We start from the raw sequence: 6773 nt of genomic DNA, 5'->3' as shown, positions 1-6773 counted from the left end.
GGAAATCCGCAATAAGCATACAGATGTACAATTGCCTCTTTAATTTCATTGATCGTTAGTCCGCTTTCAAGACCTTTATTTATAGCAGGCTTTAAATTCACTAAATCGCCTTTTGCGGTAAGCGCCGAAATAGCGATGATACTTTGATCTTTGGGCTGTAAGGCCATACGATCAGTTGGATTGTTTTGAGCAAACATATACTGTGGAAATAATAGAATTGTTGTAAGCAATCCGATGATAAATACTTTATTCATTCTCAGCTATGATTTGTTTATATGATTTACTATACTTAGTCCAGTTTTTTATCTTTCAGCCATTCCGACATTAAGTCGGCTATCTCAATGTTATTCAGATCCGAGAAAGGAAAATGTGTATTACCTTTAATGCCTATTTCCGGAAGGTGTACAACGGTTACATCTCCACCGTGTTTGTTTACAACATCTCTCCAAAGCCTCGCCATGATCAGTCGGGCGCGCCAGCCATCGGCTGCAGCGTTGGGAGAAAGTGTTTCCGGAATATTATCTCCGTAATAAATAATGATAGGAATCTTTGTGAGTGATTTGAAATCGTCCAGCGAAACAGACGTTGCCTGAAGGGCTCCTGACGAACTCTCAACCGGTTGAGGTACTTCGCCTTCCGGGAAAACAAATCCACTGCCTGGCTCATAGGATACGATGGCCTTTACATTTTTATTTTTAATAGCTGTAATCCAACCCATCCCACCCGAATGGGAATGGGTGACAAGAATAGCCGGACCGGTTTTGTTAAGTAGTTCGGAAGCTGCATCGGTGGTTACATTCAGATCGATCGGTCCGATGCTTGGCGTCATTGCCCGGAAATATTGATTCAGTGTTTCAGAATCGCGGGCAAATTGAACATTGTCATAATAATTTGGCCAGATACCTACACGAAATACACCAAACCAATGCTGTTCGTCGGCAACGGGATCGATGGTAGCAGGTGCCGTACTTCTGCCGGCATTTCCTCTGCGAGGCTGATCAATCACATAAACTCCAAAACCCCGGCGTAAGAAAATATTCTGAAATCCCTCTCTGCCATCGGGAGTAGTCTCCCAGGTTTTCGAGAATTGACCTATACCATGCCACATTATCAGCGGATATTTCTTTGCATTGACCGGAATCTGGTAAAAAACATAGGCATGGTCTCCATGAAAGGTTTGTCCCTCCGGAGTTGGTTTATACGGATCGAATGTGCCGGGATTTGTAATCACGGTTCCTCCCACGGCGAAACTTCCTTGCTGCTCAATTACCAAAGGTTTTTGTTTTTTGAGGGATTGTGCAGAAAGGAATGGTGTAAGACTAACCATTGATAGCAACACGACAAAAGATTTATAAATTGTTCTCTTCATATTGGATGATTATTTATATCGTTCTACTTGTTTGTGGTTTTACTTCCTGATATTTTTTATACATTTGCAAATATAGTAACTGTAAATCAGTGTTTTGTTATATGAATTACTGATTACCTACCAAAATCGCTGTTTTGAGGAAACTCCTGTAAGATAAGGATTTAATTTCTTAATTTTGCTGTAATAATAAATGAAATCGCTATGGATACTATTCTCAACTTCAATACAATTAAAGAGTATAATGCTTTTAATGATCAGGAAACTTTACATCCGTTGATCAGCGTTGTTAATTTGGACAAGGCTGCTCCCCGGAAATTCCAGAAGTTCCGGTATGCATTTTATACAATTTTCTTCAAGAAAGTTAAATGCGGCGATTTGCGGTATGGCTTAAGCAATTACGATTACGAGGAGGGTACGTTGATTTTCCTGGCACCGGGACAAGTAATCGGTCAGAACAAGGATGAATTTTATCAGCCTCAGGGTACAGCACTGGTTTTTCATCCCGATTTAATTGCGGGTACAACGCTGGGCAAACATATCCACGACTATCATTTTTTCTCCTATGCCGTTAATGAAGCGCTCCATTTATCGGAACAGGAAAAGAAGATCATATTAGATTGTTTTTCAAAAATTGAGTATGAATTACAGCACCCGATCGATAAACATAGCAAGCAATTAATTGTATCCAATCTTGAATTGTTTCTCAATTACTGTATCCGGTTTTACGATCGGCAGTTTATAACGAGGGATAATAGCAATAAGGGTATTCTGGAAAGATTCGAGAGGGTTTTAAATCATTATTTCTTGTCGGATAAACCCCAGAATATTGGTTTGCCGTCTGTTGCCTGGTGTGCTGAGGAGCTCAATTTATCAGCCAACTATTTTGGCGATTTGATTAAAAAGGAGACCGGAGTTTCTGCTCAGGAGTATGTTCATTCCAAAGTTATAGAAGTAGCAAAGCTACGAATGATGGATACAAACAAGTCCATAAGCGAAATTGCTTATGACCTGGGGTTTAAGTACCCCCAACATTTTACAAGATTCTTTAAACAAAGAATAGGGGTTGCTCCCAACGAATACCGGGCGGCGTATAATGCCGGTAAATCGTAAATCCGTAATAGATTCGGATTCGTTTAATCAATAAAAATCATAACCTATGGACCAACTGAAAGAATTAATTTCCAACGATAGTGTATGGCGGATTCCTTTTGTCATCTTATTTTTTATTCTGTCTTTTATTACTATTTATTTCATATATAATTTTATTGAAAAGAGGTTGAAACGGCATGTGGTAAAAACAAACAAGCCATTGAACGATGTTATTATTAGTTTCTTAAGAGCACCTGTGCTCTGGATTCTCTTCTCTATCTTGCTTAGCATTTATAATCAGTTGTTTATGCCTGCCGAAAACTATTTCGAAGTGCTAACCAATATCAGCCGTATATTGTTGATCGCATCTTTGGGATGGTTTACTATCAAAGTGGTGAAGTCGTTGTCATTCTATCTTCAGAACAAATTGAATATTGAAGATCCAAACAACCTGGAGGCGCGTAAACGGCTAACTCAGCTAAAGATGTTTGAAGGAATTCTGATTGCTGTAATTGTAGTGTTGTTTATTTCAATCAGTCTGATGACCTTCGAGGCCTTAAAAAATATTGGTGTTAGTCTGCTTGCTTCGGCTGGGGTGATTGGTGTTATTGTGGGATTGGCTGCCCAACGTAGTGTAGGACAGATATTATCCGGCTTGCAGATAGCCCTTACACAACCCCTCAGACTGGATGATGTGGTGATTGTTGAGGGCGAGTGGGGGCGTGTAGAGGAAATTACCATTACGTATGTAGTCGTAAAGATTTGGGACGAAAGGAGATTGGTGGTTCCGATAGACTACTTCCTTACCAAGCCGTTTCAGAACTGGACACGCGCTACCTCCGATATATTAGGCACAGTTTTCTTATTTGTCTCCTACGATCTGCCGGTAGATCCTCTGAGGCAAAAGCTCAGCGAGATATTGAGTGAGAATCCAAACTGGGACAAACGTGTATGCAATATACAGGTTACGGACAGCAAGGAATGGTACAAGGTGCTTCGAATATTGGTAAGCAGTGCAGATTCTTCCAGAAACTGGGATCTTAAAGTGGATGTGCGCGAAAAGATGATCGACTTTATTAACCGTGAATTTCCCGGATCATTTGCCCGCTTACCGATAGACGAAAAAAGAGGATAAGTTTAGTTCCTTACCAGTATCTTTTCTGTTATCCATCCTTGTGTGGTTTCCAGAACCAACAGATAGCTGCCGGGTAGTACGCCTTGCATGGACAGGTTGTTTTGCGAAGGATCTCCGTGCTTGATTAGTGCGCCCGAAAATGAAATTAAACGGACCGATTTAAGTTGGGCTCCGTTTATATGTAGTATCTCCCCTTTTCTTACCGGATTGGGCGAAATCTTTACGGTTGGAGTCTGCGGTAGTTCTGCCGACGTGTAAAGCGTACCGTCCATAAAGGCAAGACGTTTCGTGATCCAATCTTTCATGTAATTAATTTCATCCGAATACGAGCTGGCTACATATTTGTTTGGCCACACCCAAACGTTCCAGCGGGGCCAGGCAAGAGAATTACGGTACTGGGCATTCTCCTTGTTCAGTTTATCGGTGAGTGAGTCTACCACATGCATGATGTTTGCATTGGAGTAGTTTGTGCTGCGGTACATAGTCCACCTCTCTTTCATCTCCTTTACATAAGCCGGATCACTCAACAGCCGGTACCACCAGAATGGAATCAATTGTGCTTCGGAAGGATTTACATCGTTTGTATTGTAGGCCCAGCTTTGGGGGTTCCATCCATCGTTGTAGTTGGCATTCCCGAAACCCAGATTAAAATCCCATAACGACATTTTGAATCGGGGATCTACACTGTCGCGATGTTTATATAAATTGGTGCTTAACCGGTATCCATCCACATTGCGGGCAAACTCGGTCGAAAGCATGTAATCTATAAAAGAGGTTACATCCAGGTACTTGCGGTAACCCTCCTGCTTGTCCTGATAGTTGGATGCTGCTAAGGAGTTTTCGAATTTATTAATCTGTCCGTGCAGGTAAACCTTCTGTTCGTTTGTAAGATCTCCAAACTCCGGGTACTTATATTGAAATGAGATTTTTTTGTTTATCATGGATGCTCCCCACGAATATTGGGGGTTGTAGTTTGAAGTATAGACCACCTCGTCGTCGCGGTCTACTTCCACATGATAACCACCGGTAAGTTCGTCGCCCGAATTTCCGGGTTTAGGTATATTCAGCCGGTTAGCTCCTTGTCGTACACGCTCACTTAAAATATAGACACCGTAATAGGTACCGTCCAGAACGACTTCGCAATGCACCCCGTCGGGCACATATTCAAAATAGGGCTTGGCCAGTTTGAAGGTAAGCATATCCCGGATCAGACTTTTATCGGAATAGGGCGCAAGCAGACACCAATCGCTATCGGCTCCCATTCCTAGCAGAGCAACCTCCTGTTTTTTACCGCTTTCGTTTTCGGGTCTGAAGGAATAGGGCTTTTTATCCGAGTTGGTAAAAGAGGAGTTACCTCTGTACTTGATCCCGATCCGTCCTTTGTATGCCGTTGATTGATCGGGATGCGCCAGTGTGTCGGCATAGTTCAACTTTCCCTCTCCGTTATAGATGATAGTCATACGCGCCGCGATTCTGTCTTCTCTCAGAATCATGGTATTCCCGGTGTTTATAAAAACAATAGGAAGGTTAGTCTGCGTAAAGTAGACATACGGATTGGTAGGCTTGTAATTGTCCGCTCTTTGAGCAAAAATAGAAAAACACGAAAGAATTGAGAACACTAACAACGTAATTTGCTTCATGATACTATATAGATTAAAAAAAAGATCTGTAAATATAGATATTTAATATTTCTAAACTGTTATTATTATACAAAGAATACGCATCTATTATTTAGTAACAGTAAGGGGTTTAATGGAATATGTAGAATTGGCTGTCGACTTTGTATTACATATCGATAGGTATCTGGCGGAAATGACTGTCCAATACGGAGCCTGGATATATGTAATCCTGTTCGTTATTATGTTCTGCGAGACTGGGTTCTTCTTTATTCCTTTTCTGCCTGGCGACTCGATGCTATTTGTAGCCGGAGCTCTTGCGGCCATGCAATCGAGTACAATTAATGTGCATTTATTGGCATTCTTGTTGATTATAGCGGCGATACTGGGTTATGAGGTGAATTTTTGTATCGGAAAGTATCTGGGAAGTAAAATGTTTAAGAATCCGCATTCCAAAATATTCAAACGCTCTTATCTGGAAATGACACAGGCCTTCTATAAGCGACATGGTGGAAAAACAATTTTCCTGGCACGTTTTATTCCAATTATCCGAACTTTTGCGCCTCTGGTTGGCGGAATGGGAAAGATGCATTATCGGTTTTTTCTTTTATCCAATATTGTAGGAGGGGTCGTTTGGGTGAGTATCTTTACTTATGCCGGTTATTTGTTTGGCGGGCTGACAGTGGTAAGAGATAATATTCAGATTCTTGTGGCTGCAATTATTCTTATCTCTATTATTCCTGCGGTTATAGAGTTCGCCCACAAAAAAAGAAAAATCCGGTAACGGATGAATGTTAATAAAAGAGGGCAACCAGGTTATCCTGATTGCCCTTGTTTATTTAGTACTATAGGAGTGGTGTCAAATTACCATCTTCCATTATTATTCCCTTTCCCAGACTTATTTTTGCCATGGCCATTGTTTCCTTTACCTTTGTTATCCCAACCTTTATCGCGGTCGTTGTAGCGGTCGCGGTCGTTGTCTCGATCGTATTGACGGCGATCGTCGCGGTAATAACGGTCGTTATCGTAGCGAGGTCTGTAATCACGATCTCTTTCATACCTTGCCTGTTGAGCGTAGTAGTGTTTACGGTGCTCACGATGAACTCTATCCCAATATTTCTCGCGATCGCGCATCATCTTGGCCAGCATTTTATACTTTTTGGAATTGTATTTAGCACCGTAGTGGTACGCAACACGATCCCATGAGTGGTATCTGCGGTATGAGTCTAATATTACTACTACCGGACGGTCAAAGAACCGACTAAATTCGAAAGCAAGGGACAGGTCTCCCCAACTGTGATCAACCCCTGCATAATAGTCGCGTACCTGGTAGGCCGGAACTCCATAGGCTTTTGTAAACTCTAATTCGAATGAGGGACGATCGAACGATTGTCCGAATGTAGATATGCGGGCACTAAATGTGCTATATTCCCTCTGTGCAAATAAACTAACCGAAGTCAGCAATGCAATGGCTATTATAATTCCTGTCTTTTTCATTTTGCAACAATTTGAATGTTCAACAATATGTTAAGATGGAATACCTGTTAGTTTAGAGTCTGCAATC

7 protein-coding genes are annotated in these 6773 nt (G+C 41.5%); 3 read left to right on the top strand and 4 right to left on the bottom strand.

From position 1 onward, the window contains the following. Both AB7E53_RS04060 and AB7E53_RS04055 read right to left on the bottom strand, forming a co-directional pair. Nucleotides 1–254: carboxymuconolactone decarboxylase family protein (locus AB7E53_RS04060; protein WP_446774306.1), on the bottom strand; the 254-nt coding region annotated here is incomplete at its 3' end. A gap of 35 nt (nucleotides 255–289) precedes the next feature. Further along, nucleotides 290–1369 (bottom strand): alpha/beta hydrolase, encoded by a 1080-nt coding sequence (locus AB7E53_RS04055; RefSeq protein ID WP_446774305.1) that lies wholly within the window; start codon nucleotides 1367–1369, stop codon nucleotides 290–292. 201 nt (nucleotides 1370–1570) lie between these two features. On the opposite strand from AB7E53_RS04055, the gene AB7E53_RS04050 reads away from it, so the two are divergent. Together AB7E53_RS04050 and AB7E53_RS04045 are read left to right on the top strand one after the other, a co-directional pair. After that, nucleotides 1571–2479: a helix-turn-helix domain-containing protein gene (locus tag AB7E53_RS04050; protein ID WP_068182498.1), complete on the top strand. Its 909-nt coding sequence runs from the start codon at nucleotides 1571–1573 to the stop codon at nucleotides 2477–2479. A 46-nt stretch (nucleotides 2480–2525) separates the two neighbouring features. Next, the gene (locus AB7E53_RS04045; RefSeq protein WP_179399084.1) at nucleotides 2526–3593 is read left to right on the top strand and encodes a mechanosensitive ion channel family protein; all 1068 of its coding nucleotides are present in this window, start codon (nucleotides 2526–2528) and stop codon (nucleotides 3591–3593) included. Nucleotides 3594–3595: 2 nt separating this feature from the next. Here AB7E53_RS04045 and AB7E53_RS04040 read toward each other — a convergent pair whose 3' ends face one another. Next, nucleotides 3596–5233, bottom strand: a complete 1638-nt coding sequence (locus AB7E53_RS04040) for a CotH kinase family protein (RefSeq protein WP_446774303.1) — start codon at nucleotides 5231–5233, stop codon at nucleotides 3596–3598. A 112-nt stretch (nucleotides 5234–5345) separates the two neighbouring features. On the opposite strand from AB7E53_RS04040, the gene AB7E53_RS04035 reads away from it, so the two are divergent. Then, complete coding sequence (locus tag AB7E53_RS04035; RefSeq protein ID WP_068182509.1) at nucleotides 5346–5993, top strand: DedA family protein; 648 nt, start codon at nucleotides 5346–5348, stop codon at nucleotides 5991–5993. An 80-nt stretch (nucleotides 5994–6073) separates the two neighbouring features. On the opposite strand, the gene AB7E53_RS04030 is transcribed toward AB7E53_RS04035, so the two are convergent. After that, nucleotides 6074–6706 carry a hypothetical protein gene (locus AB7E53_RS04030; RefSeq protein ID WP_446774301.1) on the bottom strand — a complete coding sequence of 211 codons (633 nt, stop codon included), beginning with the start codon at nucleotides 6704–6706 and terminating at the stop codon, nucleotides 6074–6076. Nucleotides 6707–6773: the final 67 nt, after the last annotated feature.

The organism is Macellibacteroides sp. (assembly GCF_050251695.1).
Classification (GTDB): domain Bacteria; phylum Bacteroidota; class Bacteroidia; order Bacteroidales; family Tannerellaceae; genus Macellibacteroides; species Macellibacteroides fermentans.
This window is presented reverse-complemented; position numbering and strand designations above follow the sequence as displayed.